The organism is Achromobacter sp. RW408 (genome assembly GCF_003184165.1).
Taxonomy (GTDB): Bacteria; Pseudomonadota; Gammaproteobacteria; order Burkholderiales; family Burkholderiaceae_B; genus Achromobacter; species Achromobacter xylosoxidans.
In genome coordinates, this window is sequence record NZ_QHHO01000022.1 from 1,067,207 (window position 1) to 1,089,310 (window position 22,104).

Annotated in this window: 27 protein-coding genes; 10 read left to right on the plus strand and 17 right to left on the minus strand. The window is 70.4% G+C overall.

Translation table 11 applies throughout. The features are described from left to right. Positions 1–19 precede the first annotated feature (19 nt). Complete coding sequence (locus DK459_RS07295; RefSeq protein ID WP_006387406.1) at positions 20–538, plus strand: MgtC/SapB family protein; 519 nt, start codon at positions 20–22, stop codon at positions 536–538. Between the two features lie 7 nt (positions 539–545). Here DK459_RS07295 and DK459_RS07300 read toward each other — a convergent pair whose 3' ends face one another. The 5 genes from DK459_RS07300 to DK459_RS07320 form a co-directional block, all read right to left on the minus strand. Then, positions 546–914, minus strand: a complete 369-nt coding sequence (locus tag DK459_RS07300; protein WP_110134585.1) for a cupin domain-containing protein — start codon at positions 912–914, stop codon at positions 546–548. Between the two features lie 81 nt (positions 915–995). Next, positions 996–1,817: an AraC family transcriptional regulator gene (locus tag DK459_RS07305; RefSeq protein WP_054442856.1), complete on the minus strand. Its 822-nt coding sequence runs from the start codon at positions 1,815–1,817 to the stop codon at positions 996–998. 12 nt (positions 1,818–1,829) lie between these two features. Continuing rightward, positions 1,830–2,213 carry a VOC family protein gene (locus tag DK459_RS07310; RefSeq protein ID WP_024070262.1) on the minus strand — a complete coding sequence of 128 codons (384 nt, stop codon included), beginning with the start codon at positions 2,211–2,213 and terminating at the stop codon, positions 1,830–1,832. Between the two features lie 46 nt (positions 2,214–2,259). After that, positions 2,260–3,255, minus strand: a complete 996-nt coding sequence (locus tag DK459_RS07315) for a formylglycine-generating enzyme family protein (protein ID WP_054442857.1) — start codon at positions 3,253–3,255, stop codon at positions 2,260–2,262. A gap of 92 nt (positions 3,256–3,347) precedes the next feature. Then, on the minus strand, positions 3,348–4,205 hold the full coding sequence (locus DK459_RS07320; protein WP_070540644.1) for an AraC family transcriptional regulator: 858 nt from the start codon (positions 4,203–4,205) through the stop codon (positions 3,348–3,350). Between the two features lie 135 nt (positions 4,206–4,340). On the opposite strand from DK459_RS07320, the gene DK459_RS07325 reads away from it, so the two are divergent. Further along, positions 4,341–4,883 (plus strand): carboxymuconolactone decarboxylase family protein, encoded by a 543-nt coding sequence (locus tag DK459_RS07325; RefSeq protein ID WP_006387415.1) that lies wholly within the window; start codon positions 4,341–4,343, stop codon positions 4,881–4,883. An 11-nt stretch (positions 4,884–4,894) separates the two neighbouring features. On the opposite strand, the gene alkB is transcribed toward DK459_RS07325, so the two are convergent. The 3 genes from alkB to DK459_RS07340 form a co-directional block, all read right to left on the minus strand. Then, positions 4,895–5,554, minus strand: a complete 660-nt coding sequence (gene alkB, locus DK459_RS07330) for a DNA oxidative demethylase AlkB (RefSeq protein ID WP_006387416.1) — start codon at positions 5,552–5,554, stop codon at positions 4,895–4,897. Between the two features lies 1 nt (position 5,555). Next, positions 5,556–6,251, minus strand: a complete 696-nt coding sequence (locus tag DK459_RS07335; protein WP_006387417.1) for a 2OG-Fe(II) oxygenase — start codon at positions 6,249–6,251, stop codon at positions 5,556–5,558. A 141-nt stretch (positions 6,252–6,392) separates the two neighbouring features. After that, positions 6,393–7,937, minus strand: coding sequence for a phospholipase D family protein (locus DK459_RS07340; RefSeq protein WP_070540639.1), 1,545 nt, complete (start codon positions 7,935–7,937; stop codon positions 6,393–6,395). 130 nt (positions 7,938–8,067) lie between these two features. Between DK459_RS07340 and DK459_RS07345 the strand changes: the two genes are divergently transcribed. Together DK459_RS07345 and DK459_RS07350 are read left to right on the plus strand one after the other, a co-directional pair. Continuing rightward, entirely contained in the window at positions 8,068–8,640 is a 573-nt protein-coding gene (locus DK459_RS07345; protein ID WP_049053994.1) for a helix-turn-helix transcriptional regulator, read from the plus strand. Positions 8,641–8,647: 7 nt separating this feature from the next. Then, the gene (locus tag DK459_RS07350) at positions 8,648–9,184 is read left to right on the plus strand and encodes a GNAT family N-acetyltransferase (RefSeq protein WP_047991731.1); all 537 of its coding nucleotides are present in this window, start codon (positions 8,648–8,650) and stop codon (positions 9,182–9,184) included. Positions 9,185–9,218: 34 nt separating this feature from the next. Here the strand turns inward: DK459_RS07350 and DK459_RS07355 are convergent, their stop codons facing one another. After that, complete coding sequence (locus tag DK459_RS07355) at positions 9,219–9,551, minus strand: hypothetical protein (RefSeq protein ID WP_020926561.1); 333 nt, start codon at positions 9,549–9,551, stop codon at positions 9,219–9,221. A gap of 116 nt (positions 9,552–9,667) precedes the next feature. Further along, a complete protein-coding gene (locus DK459_RS07360) occupies positions 9,668–10,570 on the minus strand; it encodes an alpha/beta fold hydrolase (protein ID WP_024070256.1) in 903 nt (300 codons plus the stop codon). A gap of 107 nt (positions 10,571–10,677) precedes the next feature. On the opposite strand from DK459_RS07360, the gene DK459_RS07365 reads away from it, so the two are divergent. From DK459_RS07365 to DK459_RS07370, 3 genes are all read left to right on the plus strand, one after another. Further along, a complete protein-coding gene (locus tag DK459_RS07365; protein WP_020926563.1) occupies positions 10,678–11,565 on the plus strand; it encodes a LysR substrate-binding domain-containing protein in 888 nt (295 codons plus the stop codon). A gap of 144 nt (positions 11,566–11,709) precedes the next feature. After that, positions 11,710–11,862, plus strand: a complete 153-nt coding sequence (locus DK459_RS30745) for a hypothetical protein (protein ID WP_024070254.1) — start codon at positions 11,710–11,712, stop codon at positions 11,860–11,862. Between the two features lie 215 nt (positions 11,863–12,077). Further along, positions 12,078–12,887 (plus strand): SDR family oxidoreductase, encoded by an 810-nt coding sequence (locus tag DK459_RS07370; protein ID WP_024070253.1) that lies wholly within the window; start codon positions 12,078–12,080, stop codon positions 12,885–12,887. A 16-nt stretch (positions 12,888–12,903) separates the two neighbouring features. On the opposite strand, the gene DK459_RS07375 is transcribed toward DK459_RS07370, so the two are convergent. Together DK459_RS07375 and DK459_RS07380 are read right to left on the minus strand one after the other, a co-directional pair. Beyond that, positions 12,904–13,674 carry a sulfite exporter TauE/SafE family protein gene (locus DK459_RS07375; RefSeq protein ID WP_024070252.1) on the minus strand — a complete coding sequence of 257 codons (771 nt, stop codon included), beginning with the start codon at positions 13,672–13,674 and terminating at the stop codon, positions 12,904–12,906. Beyond that, positions 13,671–14,081 (minus strand): hypothetical protein, encoded by a 411-nt coding sequence (locus DK459_RS07380; RefSeq protein ID WP_024070251.1) that lies wholly within the window; start codon positions 14,079–14,081, stop codon positions 13,671–13,673. The genes DK459_RS07375 and DK459_RS07380 overlap by 4 nt, the downstream gene beginning before the upstream one ends. Before the next feature lie 124 nt (positions 14,082–14,205). Here DK459_RS07380 and DK459_RS07385 point away from each other — a divergent pair, with 124 nt between their 5' ends. After that, positions 14,206–15,096 (plus strand): LysR substrate-binding domain-containing protein, encoded by an 891-nt coding sequence (locus tag DK459_RS07385; RefSeq protein ID WP_070540638.1) that lies wholly within the window; start codon positions 14,206–14,208, stop codon positions 15,094–15,096. A 10-nt stretch (positions 15,097–15,106) separates the two neighbouring features. On the opposite strand, the gene DK459_RS07390 is transcribed toward DK459_RS07385, so the two are convergent. Continuing rightward, on the minus strand, positions 15,107–16,516 hold the full coding sequence (locus tag DK459_RS07390; RefSeq protein WP_223308602.1) for an MATE family efflux transporter: 1,410 nt from the start codon (positions 16,514–16,516) through the stop codon (positions 15,107–15,109). A 175-nt stretch (positions 16,517–16,691) separates the two neighbouring features. Here DK459_RS07390 and DK459_RS07395 point away from each other — a divergent pair, with 175 nt between their 5' ends. After that, positions 16,692–17,162, plus strand: a complete 471-nt coding sequence (locus tag DK459_RS07395) for a MarR family winged helix-turn-helix transcriptional regulator (RefSeq protein ID WP_024070249.1) — start codon at positions 16,692–16,694, stop codon at positions 17,160–17,162. A gap of 22 nt (positions 17,163–17,184) precedes the next feature. On the opposite strand, the gene DK459_RS07400 is transcribed toward DK459_RS07395, so the two are convergent. The 4 genes from DK459_RS07400 to DK459_RS07415 all read right to left on the minus strand — a co-directional run bounded on the left by DK459_RS07400 (position 17,185) and on the right by DK459_RS07415 (position 20,670). Next, positions 17,185–17,886 carry a B3/4 domain-containing protein gene (locus tag DK459_RS07400; RefSeq protein ID WP_006387430.1) on the minus strand — a complete coding sequence of 234 codons (702 nt, stop codon included), beginning with the start codon at positions 17,884–17,886 and terminating at the stop codon, positions 17,185–17,187. A gap of 3 nt (positions 17,887–17,889) precedes the next feature. Next, positions 17,890–18,777: a DMT family transporter gene (locus DK459_RS07405; RefSeq protein WP_054499123.1), complete on the minus strand. Its 888-nt coding sequence runs from the start codon at positions 18,775–18,777 to the stop codon at positions 17,890–17,892. Positions 18,778–18,873: 96 nt separating this feature from the next. Beyond that, positions 18,874–19,668: an AraC family transcriptional regulator gene (locus DK459_RS07410; protein ID WP_024070247.1), complete on the minus strand. Its 795-nt coding sequence runs from the start codon at positions 19,666–19,668 to the stop codon at positions 18,874–18,876. A 39-nt stretch (positions 19,669–19,707) separates the two neighbouring features. Beyond that, positions 19,708–20,670, minus strand: a complete 963-nt coding sequence (locus tag DK459_RS07415) for a LysR substrate-binding domain-containing protein (protein ID WP_006387434.1) — start codon at positions 20,668–20,670, stop codon at positions 19,708–19,710. A gap of 106 nt (positions 20,671–20,776) precedes the next feature. Between DK459_RS07415 and DK459_RS07420 the strand changes: the two genes are divergently transcribed. Beyond that, on the plus strand, positions 20,777–22,104 hold a 1,328-nt coding region (locus DK459_RS07420), incomplete at its 3' end, for a malic enzyme-like NAD(P)-binding protein (protein WP_304529603.1).

The following is a 22,104-nucleotide window of genomic DNA, read 5'->3' on the forward strand; positions in this document are numbered from 1 at the left end:
CCACCACGGGGAGACGACGATGGCGGATATCTGGCTGGAGATCTGGAGCACCTTGCGCAGCGAATTCGCCGACATCCCCGACGTCGGCGAGGCGACCCGCATCGTGCTGCGACTGGGCATGGCGGTGCTGCTGGGCGGCCTGCTCGGTTACGAGCGCGAGCGCAGCGGCAAGGCCGCCGGCCTGCGCACCCACATGCTGGTGGCGCTGGGCGCGGCGATCTTCGTGCTGGTGCCGCTGCAGAACGGCATGCAGGTCGGCGACCTGAGTCGCGTGCTGCAGGGCGTCATCGCGGGCATCGGTTTCCTGGGCGCGGGCGCCATCATCAAGCTCAGCGACGAACGCGAGATCCGTGGCCTGACCACGTCGGCCAGCATCTGGATGACGGCCGCCATCGGCGTGGCCGCCGGCATGGGCCGCGAGGCCACCGCGGTGGCCAGCACGCTGATGGCGCTGTTCGTGCTGGCGGTGCTGCGGCGGGTCGAGGCGCGCATCGCGGCCAAGGGCGACAAGCGCGTGATCGAGACCGAGCGCCCCTGAATCGACTTCAGATCCAGACGTCGTTGGGCGCGCTGCGCTCGCCTCCCTGGTCGCCGGTGTTGCGCACCCCGCGCGGCTCGATCAGCATGGCATGCACTTCTTGCGGCGCACAGGGCTTGTGTTCCTCGCCCCGGGGGACCACGGCCATTTCGCCCGGGCCCAGGTCGATGTGGCCGTCGCGCAGGTCGATGCGCAGCTGGCCCGCCAGCACGATGAAGGTCTCGTCGGTGTCGGCATGGGCATGCCAGACGAACTCGCCGTGCAGCTTGACCAGCTTGAACTGGTAGTCGTTCATCTCGGCGATGACCTTGGGCATCCAGGGTTCCTGGATCAGCGACAATTTGCGGGCCAGGTTGATGGCGGTGATGGCGGGCATGGCGACGTCCTCGGTGCGGCAATGAAAACCACAGCTTAGGGAGCGGCGCGCGCGGGGTCTTGTACGTTTGTGCGAAAGGCGTCAGCGGCGCAGGGTGCCGCGCCAGTGCGCGGGCGTCATGCCGAAGGCCTCGGCGTGGCGGCGCGTCATGTGGCTCTGGTCGGTGAAGCCGGCGGCCAGCGCGGCCTGCGCCAGGGGCTGGCCCGCGGCGATCAGGCGGCGCGCCAGGTCCAGGCGGCGCAGCAAGGCATAGCGATAGGGACTGGTGCCGTACAGCGCGCGGAAGTCGCGCGACAGGCTCCAGCGGTCGATTCCGGCGGCGCGTTCCAGCTCGTCCAGCGATACCGCCTGGCCGCGCGCGTCATGGATGTACTGGCGGGCGCGTTCGCAGGCGGCGTAGTCGGGGCGGGGCCGGGCGGGAACCTGGCCGGCCGCGGCGCAAAGCGCCTGCGTCAGGTCGTAGATTGCGTCGTCCTCGCGCAACGGGTCCGCCATGGCGTCGGCGTCGCCCAGCAGGGCGGCGCAGGCGGCGCGCAGCCGCGCATCGCTGGAAATGCCGTCGCGCACGAAGGGCAGCGGGCGGCCGCCCAGGATGCGCTGGATCAGCGCCGGCTGCACATACGCCATGCGGTAGTGGAAGCCGGCCTCGGTGCCGGCCTGGCCGTCGTGGGCCTCGTCGGGGTGCAGCACCAGCACGCCGCCAGGCAGGCTGTGCCGCAGGCCGCGGCGGTAGTGGAAGCTCTGCACCCCCGCCAGCGTACAGCCGATGGCGTAGGTGTCATGCCGGTGCAGCCCATAGCCGCGGCCGCCGAAATAGGCTTCGATGCGCTCGAACCGGTCGTCCGGCGCGTGGCGCACGATCCAGTCGCGCGATGCGGTGGCGGCAGCGGAGCGGGCGGCCATGGCGGGGGCGGACTACTTCAACTGCACCAGCACGAACTCGTTGCCGTACAGGTCGATGAAATGCGCATAGACGGCCGCGGTGTCATCGACGGGCTCTCGGGTGAAGCGCACGCCGCGCGCGGCGAAGCGGGCGTGGTCGCGCGCCACGTCGTCGGTGTAGAACACCCCCACCGGCTGGCCGCCGGTCTGGTCGCCGACGCGGTCGCGCTGGGCCTGGGTCTGCGCCTGCAACAGCCAGACGCCCACCGCGGGTTGCTCGGGCAGGCGCAGGTGCACATAGCGCTGCGGCCCCACCGCCATGTCGACGAACACCTCCATGCCCAGCTTGTCCTGGTAGAAGGCGATGGCGGTGTCGTAATCGTTGACCAGCAGGACGAGGCGGCCCAGCGAATGCATGTCGGACTCTTTTGAAAGTTAGGCTTGCGGCTATGCTAACCGGTCTTCATGGCGCCACTTCGCGCAGCAGCCGGAATCCGACCAGCGGATAGCGCGTTTCGGGAGTATTCCAGTTGCGGTAGGCCGAGCGCGTGTAGAGCGGCCAGGTGTGCCACGAGCCGCCGCGGCGCACCCGCACGTTGCCGCTGGCGGGGCCTTGCGGGTCGTCGCGCGGCGAGTGCGCGTAGTAGTCCTCGCCGTACCAATCGGCCACCCATTCCCAGGCGTTGCCGTGCATGTCGTACAGCCCGAAGGCGTTGGGCGCGTAGCTGGCGACCGGCGCGGTGTAGCGATGGCCGTCGCTGCGCGCCACCGCGTAGGCCTGCCACTTGGGCCAGAGCGGCGCGGCGTCGGCGTCGAAAGTGTTGGCCACTTCCGCCAGGGCGGCCGGATCGTCACCATGCTGATAGCGGCCCCGGCCGCCGGCGCGCGCCGCGTATTCCCATTCGGCCTCGGTCGGCAGGCGGTAGACGCGGCCTTCGCGCTGGCTCAGCCAGCGCGCCATGGCGACGGCGTCGTTCCAGCTGACGTTGACCACCGGATGGGCGTCGGTCTGGGGGAAGCCGGGATTGCGCCACGAATAGCGGCGATCGCGGCCTTCGAAGGCATCGCCGCGCTCGGACGCGTCGGGATCATAGGCCGCGTTGTAGCCATAACCGCCGGTGCCGTCCGCTTCGGATTCCGGCACGTAGCCGGAGGCTTCCAGGAAGCGGCGGAACTGGCCCACGGTGACCTCGGTGGCCATCAGCTGGAACGGCCGGGTGATGTGCACGGCATGCACCGGCGCTTCGTCGAACAATTGCGTGAAACGTTCCCGAGGGTACTGCGGATAGTCGCGCGCCAGCGTCTCGGGCGCTTCGTCGCTGCCCATCAGGAAGCGGCCCGCCGGCACCGCGACGAACGGCATGCCGAGCGAATTCTCGACGCCGGCGGCGGGTTCGGCGGCGCCGGCGGGCGGGAGGGCCGACAGGCACAGAACGGCAAGGGCAAGGCGCGGGCGCATGGGATTCCCAAGGGGCGAAAAGGGTGCTCGATAGTAGGGCCGCTCGCCGGCGGCCGCCAGTTCTGGGGAACCCGCATGCGGGCCAGGCGGCGCTAGCCGGCGGGCTGGTCGAGCCAGCCGCGCGGCGATGCGCCGAGCTTGCGGCTGAAGGCGCGCGACAGCGCCGAGGCGTTGGCGTAGCCCAGCTCGGCGGCGATGACCTTGACAGGCCGGCCCTGGCGCAGCCGGGCCTGGGCCAGGGCCAGGCGCCAGTCCGCCAGGTAGTCGGCGGGCGGTTGGCCGACCGCGTCGCGGAACGCGGCGGCGAAGGCGCTGCGCGACATGCCGGCTTCCTGCGCCAGCGCGGCCAGGGTCCAGGACGCGCCCGGCGCCTGGTGCATGGCGACCAGCGCGCGCGCCAGCCGGGGATCGGCCAGGCCCGCCATCAGGCCGGCCTGGATGCCGGCCTCGTCGGGGTGGTCGACCAGCCAGCGCAACAGTTGGATCAGCACGACTTCGAACAGCTTGTCGGCCAGCAGGCGCTGGCCGCAACGCACCGATTCGGTCTCGGCGAACAGCAACGCCAGCGACTGTTCCAGCCCGTCGATCCGCGCCAGCGGCAGCGCGATCAGGGGCGGCAGCGCGCGCACCAGCGGATTGCGCGCGCCGCCATCGAAATCCAGCGTGGCGCAGGTGAAGTCGCTGCCGTCGCGCGGCGGGTTGTGGAAGTCGTGCCGCACGGGCCGGGGGTAGAACAGCAAGGTCGGTTCATCCAACGCCAGGCGGCGTGGCAGGTCCTGACCCACCGGATGGCGGACCTCCATCCGGCCGCGCCGCAGCACGTGCAGGAATCCGCGTCCGTCCTCGGGCGGGAAGCGGGTCAGCCCGCACATCGGGCCGCTGTGGAACAGGCGCGCGCGGGCGCGGAACTGTTCCAGGAGGGCGGACAGGCGATCGACGGGTTGCGGCATGGTGCTTGGACGAATGGGTATGTTTGATGGACGTAAAGTATCCAATGATACTGCCGCAAAGGGAATACTGGATGCCAGGCGAAGGACCCTTCCGGTCAGCGCCGCGATGCCCTCCCACTTTCAAAGGAAACCATCATGTCCCGTGTACCCCTGCTCGACACCGCCACCGCTCCGGCCGCCAGCCAGGATCTGCTGCGCCAGATCCACGGGGCGTTCGGCGCCACCCCCAATATGTTCCGCGCGGTGGCCAATTCGCCCGCGGCCCTGGCCAGCATGTGGGCCGCCTTCGGCGCGCTCGGCGGCGGCACGCTGTCGCCGCAACTGGGCGAGAAGATCGCCGTGGCGGTGGCCGACAGCAACCGCTGCGAATATTGCCTGGCCGCGCACACCGCGCTCGGCCGCAAGGCCGGCGCCAGCGCCGAGCAGATGGCCGCCGCCCAGGCCGGACAGGCCGACGATCCGCGCACCGCGGCGGCGCTGGCGTTCGCGCTCAAGCTGGTGCGCGGCCGCGGCCAGGTCAATGATGCCGACGTCGTCGCTTTGCGCCAGGCGGGCTTCGACGACGGCGAGATCGTGGAACTGCTGGCGCACGTGGCGCTGAACCTGTTCACCAACTACGTCAACGTCGCCTTCGACGTGCCGGTGGATTTTCCCAAGGTGGCGCTGCGCGCCGCCTGAGGCGGGCCGCTTCAGCCAGCCTGGCGAATGGTGAAGTTGATCCGCACGCTGCCCAGCGTGGGATGGGGGCGGTCCTTGAGCGGCAGCACGCCGTGATAGCGCAGCCGGTCGACGCCGCCCCACACCACCACGTCGCCATGGAACAGCGGCACGTGCACGGCGCGATCGCCGCGCGCGTGGCCGCCGAACAGGAACACCGCCGGCATGCCGAGCGACACCGAGACGATGGGGGCGCCGTAGTCGCGCTCGTCCTTGTCCTGGTGCAGCGACAGCCGCGATCCCGGTTGATAGCGATTGACCAGGCAGGCGTCCGGCGCGAAGCCGGGAAAGCCCGCCGCCAGCGCGGCCGCGCGCGCCAGCGTGTCGAAGGCCTCGGGCATGGCGGGCCAGGGCAATCCCGACAGCGGATCCTCGCGCGTATAGCGGTAACCGTGTTCGTCGCTGGTCCAGCCATGGCGGCCGCAGTTGGTCAGCGCCACCGACATGGGCAGGCCGCCGGGGGTGACCATGTGGCGAAAGGGCGCCTGGCGGCGCACCGTGTCGACGCCGGCCAGCAGCGCCTGCGCCGCCGGCAGCGCGTAGCCGCGCAGCACCATCGACTGCGCGCCGATGCGCTCGAGGCCGGTCTGCGCGATCTCTTCGTCGTCAAACAGGTTCAGGCTGGTTCCCATGTCAGGTCGCGTCGTGGAAGATCACGCCGAGCGTGTGGCGCCGGCCGCCGCGCAAGGCGCTGACGCCGTGGCGCATGGCCACGCGGCGCCAGCCGCGCGCGCCGGCCACCGGTCGCTGGTTGACGGTGAACACCAGCGCATCGCCCTGGCGCAGCGGCAATACCTCGGCGCGTTGGCCGGCGCTGTCGGTTTCGGTCATGACGAATTCGCCGCCGGTGAAGTCTTCGTCCGGCCGCGACAGCAGCACCGCGACCTGCAAGGGGAACACATGTTCGCCATACAGGTCCTGGTGCAGGCAGTTGTAGTCGCCGGCTCCGTACCGAAGAATCAGCGGCGTGGGCCGGCGCTGGCCCGCCTGGTGGCAACGCGCCAGGAAGGCGGCATGCTCGGCCGGATATTGCACCGCGATGCCCATCTGCCGGTTCCAGCGGTTGGCGATCGGCGCCAGCCGCGGATACAGCGCGGTGCGCAAGTTGTGCAGCAGGCGCGGCAAGGGATAGGCAAAGTACTTGTACTCGCCGCGGCCGAAACCGTGGCGGCTCATGACGATGCGGCTGCGGTAGCGGTGCTCGTCGTCGTAGCCGGCCGCCAGCGCCTGGCATTGCGCGGGCGTGAGCAGGCCGGCGACCACGGCGTGGCCGCGCGCGTCCAGGTCGGCGGCGATGCGGGTCCAGTCCAGGGTGTCGAGCTTGCTCATGGGAAAAGCGGGGCGGGAAGTCGGCGGATATCCAGTCTACCGCCGGCGCGGCCGGCGTGAACTCCGTAATTTGCTCCGCCGCCCGCGTCGTGGCCTGTCCGGCAACCTGCGTGTTGGCTTGGACGGCTGCTTGCGGCCGGACTACAGCAGCGACTCGATCGGCAGCAGCGACACGAACCAGACCGAGAACCGCTGCCAGGCGGTGGTGCCGGGCTCGGTGTCGTGCCGGATCGTGCGGCCTTCGCGCTGCTCCAGCCAGTAGAGCCGGTCCTGGTCGTCCAGGCAGACACGATAGGCATTGCGCGGGATGTCCTGGTCGAAGGCCGTGGCGATGTGCCGCGCCAAGGTCGGGCTGTCGATGACGAAGCCCAGTTCGGTGTTCAGGCGGGCCGAGCGCGGATCGAAATTGAACGACCCGACGAATACGCCGCGCCCGTCCACCGCGAAGGTCTTGGCGTGCAGGCTGGAACCGGAGCTGCCGAACGGTCCCAGGCTCTTGTTGCGCCCGATCTCGCCCGCCTGCCGCTTCATCTCGAACAGCTCGACCCCGGCCGCCAGCAGCTCGCGGCGGCGCGTGGCGTAGCCGGAATGCACCACCGCCACGTCGGTGGCCTCCAGCGCGTTGGTCAGGACCCGCACCTTGACCCCGCGCCGCGCCATCGCCGCGAAGGCGGCGGTGCCGCTGGCGGTGGGCACGAAGTAGGGCGATACCAATTCCACGTCGGTGGCGGGCGTGCCGATGATGTCGTGCAACTGGTGCGACAGCATGGCGTCGGCCGGCGCGGTGCCGAGGGTCTTGCGCGGATCGTCGCTCACGATGCGGGTCGGGGCCCATTCCAGGGCCAGCTCGCCGCGCAGCAGCTGCTGGATGAAGGGCAGCTGGCGCATGGCTTCGGCGTAGGCCGCCGCCGCGGGCGACTGCTCGACGGCGGCCGCCCGCCGGGCCAGCGCAGCGAGCTGGTCAGGGCCGGCGGGCTTGAGCAGGCCGGCCACGGGGTAGGCCGACTGGCTGGCCCAATAGCGGTCGAAGTCGCTTGAGACGTCCTGCACCACGGGGCCCACGGCCAGCACGTCCAGGTCGGAGAACAGCACGCCTTCGGCCGCGCCGAAATACTCATCGCCGATGTTGCGGCCGCCGACGATGGTGGCCTGGTTGTCGGCGGTGAAGGACTTGTTGTGCATGCGCCGGTTCAGGCGGCGGAAGTCGGTCAGGTAACCGATGGCCTTGGGCCAGCGTACCGCGAAGGGGTTGTACAGCCGCGCCTCGATGTTCGGGTGCGCGTCCATGGCCGCCAGCACCGTGTCCAGTCCGGAGGTGCCGTTGTCGTCCAGCAGCAGGCGCACCCGCACGCCGCGGTCGGCCGCCGCGTGCAGGGCTTCCATCAGCATGGTGCCGGTCATGTCGTCGTGCCAGATGTAGTACTGCACATCCAGGCTGCGTTGCGCGGTGCGCGCCAGCATCATGCGCGCGGCGAACGCGTCGTGGGCGTCGGCCAGCGCGTGGATGCCGGACTTGCCTGGGTGTTCGGCCGCCAGCGGCGTAATGGCCCGGCCCAGCGGCGTGTCGCGCGCCACGTCCGGCGCCAGCGCCTGGGTCGGGTTGGTCGTCGCCCGGGGCGGCAGCCCGCAGCCGGTGAGAATGCCAAGGCACAGAGCGGTCATGGACAGGAAACGGAGGGTAGGCATGGGCCGTATTGTGCCGAATTGTCGCCATGGCCGTCGAAGGGCTCGGCTGCGTCGCAGGCAGGAACGCATTCGCGTGGCCCGCCAGCGGGCACCGTTGATGTATTTCCATATATGGGATAAATTCCCGAATATGGAAAATTCATCCGCTCCCGAAGCCGACCTGGACCAACGCCTGGCCGATCGCCTGAAAACGCTGCGTGTCGAACGCGGCTGGTCGCTGGACGAACTGGCCGGGCGCGCCGGCGTCAGCCGCGCCACGCTGTCGCGCCTGGAAAATGCCGAGGTCAGTCCCACCGCCAGCGTGCTGGGCAAGCTGTGCGGGGCCTACGGCATGACGATGTCGCGCCTGATGCGCATGGTCGAAGACGACTTCACCCCGCTCGTGCCGAGCGCGGCGCAGGCGCTGTGGGTCGATGGCGGCACGGGCTTCCGGCGCCGCTCGGTCTCGCCGCCCTCGCAGAAGCTGGCCGGCGAAGTGCTGGCCTGCGAACTCCCCGCGGCCACCCACATTGCCTACGAGCATTCGCCGCGCGCCGGACTTGAACATCACCTGGTCATGCTGGAAGGCGAACTGTCGGTCCGCGTCGACGGCCAGTCCCATACTCTGGCGCGCGGCGATTGCCTGCGATACCAGCTTTACGGCGCCAGCGCCTTCGATACCCCGCCGCACAGCGGCGCCCGCTACCTGCTGTTCATCATCTGAGTCCGCCATGTCTCCCTGCCTGCCTGCCTTGACCTCCCTGTCCGCCGACCAGGCGCGCGATCGCTTGCCCGAGCTGGGCGCGCTCTTGCATGCCTGTGTGCAGGACGGCGCCAGCATCAGTTTCGTGCTGCCGTATTCGATCGACGAGGCGCAGGCCTTCTGGCGCGACAAGGTGCTGCCGCCGCTGGCGGCCGGCCGCCTGGCCTTGCTGGTGGCGTGGCAGGACGGCCGTATCGCCGGTTCGGTGCAGCTCGATTGCGACACGCCGCCGAACCAGCCGCATCGCGCCGAGATCCGCAAGCTGATGGTGCATCCCGATTTCCGGCGCCAGGGCATTGCGCGGGCGCTGATGCGGGCGGCGGAAGCCGCGGCCGTGGCGGCCGGGCGCAGCCTGATCACGCTGGATACGCGGACCGGCGACAATGCCGAGCCGCTCTACGCCTCGCTGGGTTATCACACCGTGGGGGTGATTCCGGGATTCGCCCGCGACGCGCGCGATCCGTCCAGGCTGGACGGCACGACCATCATGTACAAGGCGCTCTAGGAGGGCCCGGAGACGGCCGGGCGGGCAAGGCCGTTCAGGCGAGCGGCTTCAGTCCCACGCTGTAGGGCGGGGCATTGCCGCGCGCGGCGGCCTTGATCTTCAGCATCGAGCCGCCCGGCGTGAATTCGAACTCCTGGAACGGCACTTCGAACCACTGGTGGAAGCTGGTGCGCGAGAATTCCGGCACCCAGACCTTGGGGCGCTTGGCATCGCAGTGGAATTCCACCAGCGTGCGATCGATGCCCAGCGGCCGGGTGTTGCCGATGCGGTAGCTGGCGCGCAGTTCGGCGCTCTCGGTGCGGCCGGGCTGCCAGGTCAGTCCGATGGACATCATGAATTGTTCGATCGCTTCAATGCCGCGATACATAGCTGACTCCGAATGCTGCCAGGCGCGGGCGCCGGCAGGAAACCGCCGCCCGTGGGCGGGAAATAGGCGGATTATCCGCCATTCCCCGTTTTCCTGCGCGGCGCCGGCTCGCCGCGTCAGCCTGGCGCCGCCGGCGCGGCGACGAAGTTCAGGATGGCGGCGGCCACCGCCTGCGGCGCCTCGCGCTGCGGGAAATGCCCCACGCCATCGAGCACCCGGCGTTCGTAGCGGCCGCTGAAGTAATGCGCCTTGCCTTCGGACGTGGCGGGTTGGTTGCAGGTGTCGGCGCCGCCATGCAGCACCAGGGTCGGCACGGCCAGCCGCGGCGCCGGCGTGAGCCGCGCGCCATCCTGCGCATAGGCTGGGTCGCCGGCTTCCAGGCCCCAGCGGTGGCGATAGGAGTGCAACACCACCGCCGCCCAGTCGGGGTTGTCGAACGCCTGCGCGGCCTCGGCGAATTCCTGCTCGGTGTACCAGCCAGGCGGCGACCAGGTGTCCCACAGGTAGCGGGTGAAGCCGCGCGCGTCGTCGCGCACGGCGGCGGCGCCGCGCGGGGTGGCCATGAACCAGTGGTACCAGTAGCTGCGCGCCTGGGGCAGCGGCAGGGCCTGCGCGGGATCGTTGGTGCCGTAGCCAACCGACAGCAGCACCAGCCGCGCGGCGACGCCCGCGTCCAGGCCGCAGGCGTTGGCGGCGGCTCGCGCGCCCCAGTCGTGACCCACCAACAGCGGTTGCTCCAACCCCAGGGCGGCGATGAAGTCCAGCAGGTCGCGGCCCAGCGCCGCCAGTTCGCCGCTGCGCGGCGTGGCCGGGTCCAGGAAGCGGGTCGGGCCGAACCCGCGCAGCGCCGGGCACAGCACCCGGTAGCCTTCGGCGGCCAGGCGTTGCGCCACCGGGCCCCAGCCGGCCGGGCTGTCGGGCCAACCGTGCAGCAGCACCGCGCTGCGGCGGCCGGCGGGATTCCACTCGAGATAGGCGATTTCGAGCAGGGGGGTATGGATCGTGGAGTAAGAGGGCATGGCGCCGTGTCCGGGGATGTCGGGAGTTCCACGATAGCGGCACGGGTAATCATGATTAGTGAATAATCCGGGTTTATTATCAAAGAATCGTGTACTGATTCCGCCCCATGGACACCCTCCCGACTTCCCCCGGCGCCGTGCTGGACCTGACGCTGCTGCGCACCTTTCTCGAGGTCGTGGACCACGGCGGTTTCGCGCTGGCGGCGGACGCGCTGGCGCTGACGCCGTCCGCGGTCAGCGGCCACATCAAACGCCTTGAATCGGCCGCCGGCGCCATCCTGCTGGCACGCACCACGCGCAGTTTCGAACTGACCGCCGCCGGTGAAACGCTGTACGCCTACGCGCGCAACATCGTCGAGCTCGAGCGCGAGGCCCGCGCCCGGCTGAGCGGCGCGGGCCTGAAGGGCCGCTTGCGCATCGGCTCCTCGGAAGACTTCGCCGGCGCCTGGCTCGCCGAGGTGTTGCAGGCATTCCATCGCGCGCATCCGGGGGCGTCCATCGAGCTGAAGGTGGGCGTGACGGCGGACCTGCTGCGCCAGCAGGCGCGCGGCAAGCTCGACGTGGTCTTCGGCAAGCAGTGCTCGCGCGTGCGCGACGAGGGCGAACTGCTGTGGGAAGAGGAACTGGTGTGGGCCTGGGGCGAAGACAAGGCCTGGCTGCCCGGCGAACGCGTGCCGCTGGCGGTGTTCCCCGAACCCTGTGTCTACCGCGAAGCCGCGATCGCGGCGCTGGGCAAGGCGCGGCGGGCGTGGTCGCCGGCGTTCGAAAGCGGCAGCATGGCCGGCTGCCTGGCGGCCGCGCAGGCCGGTTTCGCGGTGGCCCCGGTGGCGCGCAGCCAGCTGCGGCCAGGGCTGCGGGCGCTGTCGCGCGAAGAAGGCATGCCGGCGCTGCCGAATGCGCGCTTCTATGCCTTCGCGCGTTCGGCCGAGCCGGTGGCGCGGGCGCTGGTGGCGGCGGTGCGGCAGACCGGCCAGCGGCGCCGCTTCGCCGGCTGAGCCACGGCCTTGCGTTCCCTCAATCGCCCTGATTGAGTAAACCAAATGGACGCGCGCCATCGCGCCCAGCAATATGAGCCCCATGTCTTATATAAGACCGGCGCAACCGCCGCCGGCCTGGGCATTTGACTCAAAGGAATCATCATGGCGAATCTTCTGCTTGCATTGGTCACCGCTGAACTCTCCCTTTTCGGCGTCGATGCCGCCGCTCCCGCCGTCGTGCCGGCGGCCGATGCCGCGCCGGCCGACAGCGCGCCGAGCTTTGACAGCGAACACTACCGCAGCGCGCTGGGCTGATATCCGGGCCCGGCCGCCGGGGACGGGGCGCCGCGACGGCCCCGTCCGGCAAACCCGTAGAAATAGGCAGGTTTCACGCAAGAACGAGCCTGTTCTGCCCGACGCGCGATTCCTACACTTCCTCTCACGCTTGGGGGCGATGTATTCCGCGTGAATCCGTGGCCGCCAGCGGGCCGCCGGCGTGTTGCCGGCCGCCGCAAGCAGAGGGAGATCGCATGAGCACCGAAAAAATCTGGTTTGTGACGGGCGCCTCCGGCGGCCTGGGCCTGGCGCTGGTCCGGATGCTGCTCGACCAGGGCCACAAGGTCGCGGCCACGTCGCGCGACGTCGATGCGCTGATGGACGCGGTGGGCGCCAAGCTTGAAGGCCGCTTCCTGCCGCTGGAAGTGAACCTGGCCGACGAGGGCAATGTGCGCCGCGCGGTGGACACCACCGTGGCAGCGTTCGGCCGCATCGACGTGGTGGTCAACAACGCCGGCCATGGCCTGGCCGGCGCGCTGGAAACCCTGTCGGACGCCGAGCTGCGCGACAGCTTCGACATCAATGTCTTCGGCGTGTTGAACGTGGTGCGCGCGGTGATGCCGCGGCTGCGGGCGCAGCGCGGCGGCCATGTGTTCAACATCTCGTCGATCCTGGGGTTCGATGGCGGCAGCGCGGGCTGGGGCGCCTACAGCGCCGCCAAGTTCGCCGTCAGCGGATTGAGCGAAACGCTGGCCCTGGAAGCCGCGCCGCACGGCGTGCGCGTGTCGCTGGTCTACCCCGGCGCGATGCGGGCGCGGGCGGAGGGGGCGCATCCCGAGGCCGGCGCCGGCCTGGGGCATCCCCCCGCCGGCGACCCGTCCAAGGCGGCGCGCGCCTTGATCCAGGCGGCGCAGGCGCAGTACGCCCCGCTGCATCTGTTCCTGGGGCGCGACGCCTTCGACCAGGCGCGCGGCAAGATCCAGTCGGTGCAGCAGGAGCTGGCGCGCTGGCGCGAGATGTCCGTGTCGATCGGCTTCGTCGACGAACGGCGCCTGGCCGCCTGACGCCCGGCCAGGGCGCCTACCCGGCCAGGCCCTGCGCCACCTGGTAGGCGCCCAGCAGCGCCAGGCTGACCATGAAGCACTGCCTGAAGGCGCGCGCCGACAGACGGCCGCGCAACCACTGGCCCAGGGCCATGCCGGCCAGGGCCGGCAACAGCATCAATACCGAGGCGCCCGCGGCGCCTGGCGTATAGCTGCCGTTCAGCCACAGGCCCGCCGCCAGGGCGACGGTGGACACCGTGAACGAGATGCCCATCGCCTGGATCAGGCCGTCCTTGTCCAGGTGCAACGCTTGCAGGTAGGGCACGGCGGGAATCACGAACACGCCGGTAGCCGCGGTGATGAGGCCGGTGATCGTGCCCACCACGGCGCCCAGCGCGCCCTCGTGCCGCGCAGGCACCGCGGGCGGCGTGCCGAATAGCCCCCAGGCCGCATACGCCACCAGGGCGACGCCCAGGCACACGCTGGCCCAATGGCCGGCGGGGGCGCCGAACCATGCGGCGCCGGCCAGGGTGCCGGCGCAGACGCCCGCCTGCAGGGTGGCGATGCGGCGAAATAGCCGCATCAACGTCGGCCACGGCCGCGCCTGCCACAGGTTGGTGATGAGCGACGGCACGATCAGCAGCGCGGCGGCCTGCGCGGGCGCCATGATCAGCGCCAGCATGGCCATGGAAATGGTCGGCAGGCCCAGGCCGACCACGCCCTTGACCACGCCGGCCAGCACGAATACCGCGGCGGTCGCGGCCAGCAACGCGGGCGTGCCCGCGCCCAGCAGGTCGTTGGCGCTCATGCGGCCTCGCAGTGCGCGGTCAGCGCGTCGCGCGGCCGGCCGAACAGGGCGTAGGCGACGTCGTCGCCCGCGCCCTGGCCGGCTGCGCGCAGCAGCCATTGGCGGCCTTCGCAGAGGTCGGCGGGCTGCCCGGCGCCGTACAGGGCCGGACCGCCGATCAATGCAATGCCGAGCATGCGCTGGGCCGGTGCGTGGCCTTCGCGCGCCGCCGCCCGCAACCAGGCCAGCATGGCGGGGTAGTCGCCCTGTGTCTGGGCCTCCAGCGCCAGCGCATACTTCTGCACCGGCGTGGCATAGGCCGACAGGGCATTGTTGGCTTCGGCCCGGCCTGAGGAGTGCAGCGCCAGCGCCGCGAGCAGCGCCGCGCACCAGGCGCTGGCCGCGCGGCCGGTGATGGCATGTGTCATTGGAAAACCCCGTTTTCGATGATGGATGGCGCCATTCTGCGCCCGTGGCGCGACGTCTCCCTATCGGGATCTGGCGTAGGCAGCCTATGGAAGCGCCTGAGCCTGGCGTGCTACGCTTTTTGCCATGCGCTTCGACCTTACCGATCTGCGGCTCTTCCTCAATGTGCAGGAAACCGGTTCCATCACGGCCGGCGCGCGGCGTTCGCACATGACGCTGGCGTCGGCCAGCGAGCGTATCCGCGGCATGGAGGAAACGCTGGGCGTGCCGCTGCTGCTGCGCGAGCACCGCGGCGTGCAGGCCACGCCGGCGGGGCGCACGCTGGCGCATCACGCGCGCCTGGTGCTGGCGCAGATGGACCGGATGCGCGGCGAGCTGGATCATTACGGGCAGGGGCTCAAGGGCCATGTGCGAGTGCTGTGCAACACCACCGCCCTCAGCGAATATCTGCCGGCCGTGCTGGGCGACTTCCTCAAGGATCACCCGCGCGTGTCGGTGGATCTGCAAGAGCGCCTCAGCTACGAAATCGCCGACGCCCTGCGCGCCGGCACCTGCGACATCGGCGTGCTGGCCGATTCGACCGACCTGCAGGGTCTGCAGGTTGCGCGTTTTCGCCATGATCCGCTGGCGCTGGTGGTGCCGCCGGACCATCGCCTGGCGGGCCGCGAGACGGCGCTGCTGGCCGACGTCGCGGACGAGGAATTCGTCGGCCTGGTCGAGGGTAGCGCCTTGCAGGAACACATCGCCCACCATGCGCGCCGCGGCGGCAAGGTACTGTCGTACCGGGTGCGCCTGCGCAGCTTCGATGCGGTCTGCCGCCTGGTGGGCCAGGGCGTGGGCATCGCCATCATGCCGCGCGTCGCCGCCGTGCGCCATGGTCGCGCGGCGGGCGTGCGTCGCCTCGCGCTGGCGGACGACTGGGCCGGGCGCGACCTGGTGCTGTGCGTGCGCGGCGAACTGCCGGCCTACGCCCAGCAACTGGTCGCCTACGCGCTGCGCGACGCGCCGCGGTCGTAGCCTGCGCGGCTCAGCGTTGGGACAGCACGCCAGGCCGGCGCAGATGGCCGCGTTCGAACCACGACCCCGATGCCACGGCGGCCAGGATCACCAGCCCGTACACCGCCATGGCCAGCGCCGCGACCGCGAAGAACCCCGCGAGCGACCCTGTCAGGCGCAGCACCGCGCCGCCCAGGCCGATTGCGATGGCCAGGCGCAGCACGCCGGCCCACAGCGGCCACTTCAAGCGTCCCGCGCCCTGCGAGGCGAAATACATCGAGAATCCCAGCGCGAAGAAGCCGTAGACCGGACCCACGATACGCAGGTACGCGGCGCCCGCGGCCAGCATGTGGTCCTGCGCGCCGAACAGGCGCAGCCACGCTTCCGGAAAGAGCGCCGCCGCCAGGCCGATGACCTCGGCCAGCGCGAACGCCATGGCGCCGCCGGTCAGCGCGATGCGCAGCGCCCGTTCCGGCTGGCCGGCGCCGATGTTGGCGCCGACCATCGCCACCATCGGCGCGCCCAGGCCGAACGCCAGCGGAATCATCAGGTATTCCAGCCGCACCGCGATGCCGTAGCCGGCCACCGCCGCGGTGCCGGCGTAGGCGCCCACCAGCGCCACCGTCAATGCCACCAGGCCGTTGGTGAGCAAGGGGTTGAGCGTGGCCAGCGCGCCCACCCGCAGAATGCTGCGCATCAGGCTCAGGTGCAGGCGGCTGCGCGTCAGCCGCGCGGCATTGCGGCCGCTCAGGCAATAGCCGCCCAGCACCAGGGTGCCCGCCGCGTAGTACGTGACCAATGCCCAGCCGCCTCCCGCCACCCCCAGCGCCGGAAACGGTCCCCAGCCGAAGATCAGGCAGGGCGACAGCGGTACCAGCAGCGCCGCGCCGCCGCAGATCACCGCGCCCGGCACCAGCATGTTGCCGGTGCCGCGGATGACGCTGGCAAAGGCGTTCATCAGCCACATCAGCACGATGCCGCCAAAGATGACGTTGGAGTAGGCCAGCGCCGCGTCCAGCGTCGCGCCTTCGGCGCCCAGGGCGCGGTACAACTGCGGCCCGAACGCCAGCAGCAGCGCGCAGAATACGATTCCGAGCGCGGCGTTCAGGACGACCGCGTGCAGCACCAGCTGGTCGGCCTCCCGTTGCCGTCCCGCGCCCAGGGTACGGGCGACGGCCGCCGAAATGCCGCCGCCCATCGCGCCCTGGGACATGTTCTGCATCAGCATCAGTACCGGCACCACCAGCGCCACGCCGGCCAGCACCGGCGTTCCCAGGCGCGCCAGGAACCAGGTTTCGATCAGGCCGGTGGCGGACTGCGCCAGCATCATCAGGATATTGGGCCAGGCCAGCCGGGCCAGCGTGGGCGCGATCGGCGCGTGCAGCATCGCCTGCAGGCGCGCGTTGGCGGGGCGAGGCGTGGCGGCGGAGGTGGCGGACATGATCTGGCGGCCGGAGGGAAGGGTGCGTAAAATTTACGTGCATATGCCAATATATGTCAACATCGGGCTGGACTGGGACGGCGCGCGGCAGTAGCGTTATGGACTTGCCGTGCCCGGCTCGTCCGGTGAACCTGCCCGCTGGCGCGCGCCTTTCCTTTTGCCGTCCGTATCCGCCATGTCCGACGCCGATTCCTCCGCCATTCCCCAGGACCCGCTGGTCTGCAACGGTGCCGCCCTGCGCAAGGCCACCCGGCGCGTTTCGCAGCTGTACGACACGGTGCTGGCGCCCTGCGGCCTGAAGGTATCCCAGCATTCGATCCTGGTTCATATCGCGCGCGCCGGCACGCCCTCGATGACCGACCTGGCGCGCGCCATGGTGCTGGACCGCTCGGCGTTGGCGCACAATCTCAAGCCGCTGCAGCGCGACGGCTACGTGCGCATGGCGCGCGACGAGCGCGACGGACGCAGCCGGCGCGTGGCATTGACCGATGCCGGGCGCGACAAACTGGCCGAGTCCAAGCGCCTGTGGAAAGACGCGCAGCGCCGCTTCGAAGCCGCCTATGGCGCGGAGCGCGCCGCCGCCTTGCGGCAATCCCTTGCCGACATCTTTTCCGACGACTTCGCGTTGGCCTTCAGCCGCGGTTGACGCGGCGCCGGCGCGGGCCGGTTCATTCCCGCCGCACCTCGAATTCCGGCGCGCGCGCATCCAGCACCGCATGGCGCAACGGCGCCTGCCACACCTCGGCCAGCGCCGCGCGCAGTTCCCCGGTCAGCCGCGCGATGTCGCGCGCCGCGCCGTCATGCAGGGCCTCGGCCACGATCAGCACCTCGCGCGTGTCGTCATGCACCGCGGACAGGCCGCTCTGGCGATTGGTCCAGCGGCGGGCGTGCGCGCGGCCTTCGGGATCGGCATAGGTCACTTCGCCCGGTTCCGGATGCTCGGTGTCGCCGCCGAACGTGAGATACCGCTCGGTGCCGTCGGCGTAGCGCACCTCCAGCGCCGATCCCAGGCGCTGCGCATCCAGCACCGCGACCGGGATGGCGTAGGCCATGGAGACCGCGTTGCACAGTTCGATCAGCGGATGCAGCGGCGGCATCGAGCCTTCCTTGCGCAGGCGGCGCAGCAGCGCTTCCGACGCGCAGCGGTACTGGGTGGGCTTGATGCCCATGCTGGCAAAGGCGCGGCGCCAGGCCTGGATTTCCGGCAGGTCGGATTCGCTGGCGCCTGCCAGCCGCTGGCGAGCGCGCTCCAGGAACGGCGCGGCCCGGTCGCCGACCCCGGCGTGCCGATGAATGCCGCGCACGTGCAGGGCGCCGGCGGACAGTTGGGGATAATCGCGCCAGATGGCGCTCGCGTGGCGGAACAGCATGGCTTACCTCGCAACGGTGGCCGGTTTGCGGGTCCGGCCCAGGATGAGTACGGCGCCCAGCACGCAGGCCATGCCCGCGAGCTGGCGCGCCGACATGGATTCGTCCAGCAGCAGCGCCGCCAGCAGGACGGCCGATACCGGCGCGATGGCGGTGAACAGGGCGGCTTCCGACCCTGCGACACGCTCGGCGCCGGCGTACCACAGCACGAAGCCGGCCACGGTCGGCACCAGCGCGTAATAGGCTACCGCCAGCAGGGCCTCGCCGGAAAGCGCCAGCGTCCACGGCGCCTCCGCCAGGCTGGCCGGCAGGCACACGGCCAGGCCGATGGCGCACATCAAGGTCGACAGCGCCAGCGGCGGCACCGGCGCGCGCAACCGCTTCTGCAGCAGGATGAAAAGGCCCTCGCACAGCACCGCGCCCAACACCAGCGCATTGCCGGTCCACGAACCGGCGCCAGATGCCGCATCGCCGTGCGTCATCAACCAGACGCCGGCCGCCGCCGTGGCGATGGCCAGCAGCGTGGCCTTGCCCGGCCGCTCGCCCAGCACCGCGATGGCGACGGCGGCCGACACCAGCGGCAGGGTGCCCAGGATGACGCCGCCGTCCACCGCCGAGGTGCGCCGCAGGCCGGCGATCAGCAGGGTGGTGTAACCGACGCTGCCGGCGACGGCCTGCGCCGCCAGCAGCAGCCAGTCGCGCCGGTCCAGGCGCGGCAGGCGCGCGCCAGCCAGCCAGCCCAGCAGCGCGAAACACGGCAGCGCCAGCGCAAAGCGCATGGCGGTGGCGGTGAAAGGCGGCAGCCCGGCGGCGATGACCTTGCTGGCAACGACGGTGCTGCCCACCAGCGCCATGGCGGCGGCCAGGCAGGCATACCCTTGGGTTCGGTTCATGGAGAGGGCCGGAGTCGGGACAAGGCCGCAGCGTAGGCGCGGCCGGCGCTTGCGGTCTTGAACGAAATTGCAGCGTGGTCGCGCTTGCCAAGGCCCTCAGTGCGCAGCGGCCAAGGCGTAGCGTCCGGGCGACAGGCCATAGGCGCGCGAGAACAGCCGCGTCATGTGGCTCTGGTCGGAGAAGCCGGCGGCCGCGGCGGTGTCGGCCAGCGCCATCCCCTGGCGCAGCAGGTGGCGCGCCAGCAGCAGGCGGCGCTGCACCTGGTAGGCGTGCGGCGTCATGCCGGTGGCGCGGTGGAAGGCGCGCAGCACCTGGAAGCGGCTCAGGCCGCAGGCCCGGGCCAGGTCGGCCAGCGACAGCGCGGCGGCGGGCGCGTCATCGATCAGGCCTAGCGCGTGGCGGATGGCCGCGGGAGCGCCGGGCCGGGGCGCGCGGGCGCCCTGGCGGCCGGCGCGCGCCAGTACCCGCAGCAGCAGTGTGTCGCAGGCCAGCGGCTCGGCGGCGGCGGTGACCTGCGCATACAGCGCCAGCAGGTCCGCCGCCAGCGCCGGCGCGTCCAGCACCGGATGCTCGAATTCGAAGCCGGCCCCGGCCGGCAGGCCGTCCACCGCCTCGGCCACCACCGCCGGATCCAGGTACAGCATCTGCCAGGCGCGTTCGCCGCCGATGGGCGCGCCGTCGTGCACCTCGCCGGGATTCACGGTGATCACCTGGCCCGGGCCGGCCTCGACCTGGCCGCGGCCGCTGTGCGAGGCCTGGCCTCCCAGCCGCAACACCCCGATGCCGAACTGCTCGTGTGTATGCCGCGCAAACGTCCGGGCGCTGCGCGCGGCCACCGCCTGCACGCCGGCCAGGGCGCTGCGCTGCATGACGAATTGGTTGGCGTGCATGGCGGATTCCGTTGTGTGCCGGTATCTTGGCGAGCCGGCTCAAGCCCGTCCGTTGCGGCTGAAGACCTCGCGCAAGGCCGCCGCGAACAGGGCGTCGACATTGCGGCGCAAGCCGTCGGCGCGGGTGAACAGCGAAATCGGCGGCAAGGTCCAGTCGAAAGAATACGGCACGATCGCCGCGCCGGCGATACGCACCAGTTCATCGGCGATGTCGGCCGGCAGGATCGACACGGCGCGGTCGCTGGCGACGATCATTTCGCCGATCAGCTTGGACGAATCGCTTTGCACCGACGGCGTGGGCGGCGCCAGGCCGGCGCGCAGGAAGATGTCGGCCACCTGTTCACGGATCGGGCTGTCCGGCGTGCCCAGGATCCAGTCCAGGTCGGCCAGCATGTTCCATTCCAGCCGCGTGCGTCCCAGCCGCGCGGCCAGGCGCCGGCTGGCGATCAGGCGCGGCGGCTGGTGGTACAGCACTTCGAAGTCGATCTGCCCCAGGTCCACCGACGGAGTCGCCCAGCCCACCACCACGTCCAGGGTGTGGTCGCGCAACTGGCGCAGCAAGGCCGGGCCTTGGCCTTCGTGGATGGTGGCGGTGATGCCGCGTCCTTGCGGCATGGTGCGGGCGATGGCGGCCGACAGCAATTGCCCCGACACGAACGGGATCACCCCGATGTGCAGGTGCGCGGCATGGCCGGCGGCCACGGCTTCCATTTCCTGCACCAGGTGCCCCAGGTCGTGCACCAGCGCGCGGGCGCGCGCCAGCACCACCGCGCCCAGCGGCGTGGGCGTCATGCCGCGCACCGAGCGTTCGAACAGCGGCACGTCGAACATGCTTTCCAGTTCGGCCAGTGCATTGGTCACCGCCGGCTGGCTGGTGGCCATGTGCTCGGCCACCCGGGTGAGCGAGCCGTGCTGCTCGATTTGTAACAGCAGCATGAGGTGGCGCATCTTCAGCCGCGAGGTCAGTTTCCGGATAACCTCGTCCGGGGAAAACGGCGTCATAGACAAGCCATAAGAAAAAAGTGATGTGACAATATTAAATCTGAATGATCACCTTATGCCCGCCGACCTAGAATTTTCCCTGTTCAAGACTAGGAGGCGCCGCCCCATGAATTCGCAATCCGACCGCCAGGCCGCTCTGGATTACCACGAGTTTCCCACCCCGGGAAAGATCTCCGTCGTGGCCTCCAAGCCGCTCGTCAACCAGCGTGACCTGGCCCTGGCGTACTCGCCCGGGGTGGCGGCGGCCTGCGAGGAAATCGTGGCGGACCCGGCCAATGTGTTCCGCTACACCGGCCGCGGCAACCTGGTGGGCGTGATCTCCAACGGCACCGCGGTGCTGGGCCTGGGCAATATCGGTGCGCTGGCCTCCAAGCCGGTGATGGAAGGCAAGGCGGTGCTGTTCAAGAAGTTCGCCGGGCTGGACGTGTTCGACATCGAGATCAACGAGACCGACCCGGACAAGCTGGTCGAGATCATCGCCGGCCTGGAAGCCACCTTCGGCGGCATCAACCTGGAAGACATCAAGGCGCCGGAATGCTTCACCGTCGAGCGCAAGCTGCGCGAGCGCATGAAGATTCCCGTCTTCCACGACGACCAGCACGGCACCGCCATCACCGTTTCCGCCGCCTTCATCAACGGCCTGAAGGTGGTGGGCAAGGACATCGACAAGGTCAAGGTGGTCACGTCGGGCGCCGGCGCGGCCGCGCTGGCCTGCCTGGACCTGATGGTGGACCTGGGGCTGCCGCTGGAGAACATCTGGGTCACCGACATCGAAGGCGTGGTCTACGAAGGCCGCACCACGCTGATGGACCCGGACAAGGCGCGTTTCGCGCAGAAGACCGACGCCCGCAAGCTGGCCGAGGTGATCGAGGGCGCGGACGTGTTCCTGGGCCTGTCGGCCGGCGGCGTGCTCAAGCCGGAGATGGTCGCGGCCATGGGCCCGCGCCCGCTGATCCTGGCGCTGGCCAATCCCACGCCCGAGATCCTGCCCGAACTCGCCCATTCCGTGCGCGACGACGTGGTGATGGCGACGGGCCGTTCGGATTACCCGAACCAGGTCAACAACGTGCTGTGCTTCCCGTACATCTTCCGCGGGGCGCTGGACGTGGGCGCCACCACCATCACCCGTGAAATGGAAAAGGCGGCGGTGTACGCCATCGCCGAGCTGGCCGAGGAAGAGCAGAACGAGGTGGTGGCCGCCGCCTACGGCACGTTCGATATCTCGTTCGGCCCCGAATACCTGATTCCCAAGCCGTTCGATCCGCGCCTGATCGTGCGCATCGCGCCGGCGGTGGCCAAGGCCGCTATGGAAGGCGGCGTGGCCACGCGTCCGCTGGCCGACCTGGAAGCCTACGAAGAGCAGCTGCAGCAGTTCGTGTACCACTCCGGCGCCTTCATGAAGCCGCTGTTCTCGGCCGCCAAGCGCATCGTGCG

What these genes read in the sequence shown, in the direction of transcription:
- DK459_RS07380 (WP_024070251.1), bottom strand. Translation starts at nt 14,081, where the DNA reads ATGACACATGCCATCACCGGCCGCGCGGCCAGCGCCTGGTGCGCGGCG.
- DK459_RS07295 (WP_006387406.1), top strand. Translation starts at nt 20, where the DNA reads ATGGCGGATATCTGGCTGGAGATCTGGAGCACCTTGCGCAGCGAATTC.
- DK459_RS07360 (WP_024070256.1), bottom strand. Translation starts at nt 10,570, where the DNA reads ATGCCCTCTTACTCCACGATCCATACCCCCCTGCTCGAAATCGCCTAT.
- DK459_RS07320 (WP_070540644.1), bottom strand. Translation starts at nt 4,205, where the DNA reads ATGCCGCAACCCGTCGATCGCCTGTCCGCCCTCCTGGAACAGTTCCGC.
- alkB (WP_006387416.1), bottom strand. Translation starts at nt 5,554, where the DNA reads ATGGGAACCAGCCTGAACCTGTTTGACGACGAAGAGATCGCGCAGACC.
- DK459_RS07400 (WP_006387430.1), bottom strand. Translation starts at nt 17,886, where the DNA reads ATGCTGTTCCGCCACGCGAGCGCCATCTGGCGCGATTATCCCCAACTG.
- DK459_RS07350 (WP_047991731.1), top strand. Translation starts at nt 8,648, where the DNA reads ATGTCTCCCTGCCTGCCTGCCTTGACCTCCCTGTCCGCCGACCAGGCG.
- DK459_RS07355 (WP_020926561.1), bottom strand. Translation starts at nt 9,551, where the DNA reads ATGTATCGCGGCATTGAAGCGATCGAACAATTCATGATGTCCATCGGA.
- DK459_RS07415 (WP_006387434.1), bottom strand. Translation starts at nt 20,670, where the DNA reads ATGACGCCGTTTTCCCCGGACGAGGTTATCCGGAAACTGACCTCGCGG.
- DK459_RS07410 (WP_024070247.1), bottom strand. Translation starts at nt 19,668, where the DNA reads ATGCACGCCAACCAATTCGTCATGCAGCGCAGCGCCCTGGCCGGCGTG.
- DK459_RS07310 (WP_024070262.1), bottom strand. Translation starts at nt 2,213, where the DNA reads ATGCATTCGCTGGGCCGCCTCGTCCTGCTGGTCAACGATTACGACACC.
- DK459_RS07365 (WP_020926563.1), top strand. Translation starts at nt 10,678, where the DNA reads ATGGACACCCTCCCGACTTCCCCCGGCGCCGTGCTGGACCTGACGCTG.
- DK459_RS07385 (WP_070540638.1), top strand. Translation starts at nt 14,206, where the DNA reads ATGCGCTTCGACCTTACCGATCTGCGGCTCTTCCTCAATGTGCAGGAA.
- DK459_RS07305 (WP_054442856.1), bottom strand. Translation starts at nt 1,817, where the DNA reads ATGGCCGCCCGCTCCGCTGCCGCCACCGCATCGCGCGACTGGATCGTG.
- DK459_RS07405 (WP_054499123.1), bottom strand. Translation starts at nt 18,777, where the DNA reads ATGAACCGAACCCAAGGGTATGCCTGCCTGGCCGCCGCCATGGCGCTG.
- DK459_RS07340 (WP_070540639.1), bottom strand. Translation starts at nt 7,937, where the DNA reads ATGCCTACCCTCCGTTTCCTGTCCATGACCGCTCTGTGCCTTGGCATT.
- DK459_RS07315 (WP_054442857.1), bottom strand. Translation starts at nt 3,255, where the DNA reads ATGCGCCCGCGCCTTGCCCTTGCCGTTCTGTGCCTGTCGGCCCTCCCG.
- DK459_RS07375 (WP_024070252.1), bottom strand. Translation starts at nt 13,674, where the DNA reads ATGAGCGCCAACGACCTGCTGGGCGCGGGCACGCCCGCGTTGCTGGCC.
- DK459_RS07395 (WP_024070249.1), top strand. Translation starts at nt 16,692, where the DNA reads ATGTCCGACGCCGATTCCTCCGCCATTCCCCAGGACCCGCTGGTCTGC.
- DK459_RS07325 (WP_006387415.1), top strand. Translation starts at nt 4,341, where the DNA reads ATGTCCCGTGTACCCCTGCTCGACACCGCCACCGCTCCGGCCGCCAGC.
- DK459_RS30745 (WP_024070254.1), top strand. Translation starts at nt 11,710, where the DNA reads ATGGCGAATCTTCTGCTTGCATTGGTCACCGCTGAACTCTCCCTTTTC.
- DK459_RS07345 (WP_049053994.1), top strand. Translation starts at nt 8,068, where the DNA reads ATGGAAAATTCATCCGCTCCCGAAGCCGACCTGGACCAACGCCTGGCC.
- DK459_RS07390 (WP_223308602.1), bottom strand. Translation starts at nt 16,516, where the DNA reads ATGTCCGCCACCTCCGCCGCCACGCCTCGCCCCGCCAACGCGCGCCTG.
- DK459_RS07370 (WP_024070253.1), top strand. Translation starts at nt 12,078, where the DNA reads ATGAGCACCGAAAAAATCTGGTTTGTGACGGGCGCCTCCGGCGGCCTG.
- DK459_RS07300 (WP_110134585.1), bottom strand. Translation starts at nt 914, where the DNA reads ATGCCCGCCATCACCGCCATCAACCTGGCCCGCAAATTGTCGCTGATC.
- DK459_RS07335 (WP_006387417.1), bottom strand. Translation starts at nt 6,251, where the DNA reads ATGAGCAAGCTCGACACCCTGGACTGGACCCGCATCGCCGCCGACCTG.